Annotated in this window: 1 protein-coding gene; it reads right to left on the reverse strand. The window is 67.1% G+C overall.

Annotated elements, in window-relative coordinates:
* The coding region (locus FLX07_RS35795) for an AAA family ATPase (RefSeq protein ID WP_142576408.1) at nt 1–1,149 on the reverse strand (1,149 nt) is incomplete at both ends.

The following is a 1,149-nucleotide window of genomic DNA, read 5'->3' on the forward strand; positions in this document are numbered from 1 at the left end:
GCGAGACGGTGTGCTTCTCCATGAACTCCGACATGTCCAGCATGATCAGCGCGTCTTCGTCGCCGAACAGGAACTCCGCCAGCGCCTTGGACAGCTCGGTCTTCCCCACACCCGACGGGCCGGCGAAGATGAACGACCCACCCGGACGGCGCGGGTCCTTCAACCCGGCGCGGGTGCGGCGGATCGACCGCGACAGCCCCTTGATGGCGTCGTCCTGGCCGATGATCCGCTTGTGCAGCTCGTCTTCCATCCGGAGCAGCCGCTGGGACTCCTCCTCGGTCAGCTTGAACACCGGGATGCCGGTGGCGGTGGCCAGGACCTCGGCGATGAGCTCCTCGGTCACCTCGGCCACGACGTCCATGTCGCCGGCCTTCCACTCCTTCTCCCGCCGCTCCCGCTTGAGCTGCAGCTGCTTTTCCTGGTCCCGCAGTGCCGCGGCCTTCTCGAAGTCCTGCGCGTCGATCGCGGACTCCTTCTCCCGCCGCACATTCGCGATCTTCTCGTCGTACTCGCGCAGGTCCGGCGGCGCGGTCATCCGGCGGATCCGCATCCGCGAACCGGCCTCGTCGATCAGGTCGATCGCCTTGTCCGGCAGGAACCGGTCGCTGATGTACCGATCCGCCAGCGTCGCCGCCGCCACCAGAGCGCCATCGGTGATGGACACCCGGTGGTGCGCCTCGTACCGGTCCCGCAGACCCTTGAGGATCTCGATCGTGTGCGACAGCGACGGCTCGGCCACCTGGATCGGCTGGAACCGGCGCTCCAGAGCCGCGTCCTTCTCCAGGTGCTTGCGGTACTCGTCGAGCGTGGTGGCACCGATGGTCTGCAGCTCACCGCGGGCCAGCATCGGCTTGAGGATGCTCGCGGCGTCGATGGCGCCCTCGGCGGCGCCCGCGCCGACCAGCGTGTGCAACTCGTCGATGAACAAGATGATGTCGCCGCGGGTACGGATCTCCTTGAGCACCTTCTTCAGACGCTCTTCGAAGTCACCGCGGTAACGGGAACCGGCCACCAGCGCGCCCAGGTCAAGGGTGTAGAGCTGCTTGTCCTTCAGCGTCTCGGGCACCTCACCCTTGACGATCTTCTGCGACAGGCCCTCCACCACGGCGGTCTTCCCCACACCGGGCTCACCCACCAACACCGGGTTGT

It is taken from the genome of Microbispora bryophytorum (assembly GCF_006874465.1).
Lineage (GTDB): Bacteria > Actinomycetota > Actinomycetes > Streptosporangiales > Streptosporangiaceae > Microbispora > Microbispora bryophytorum.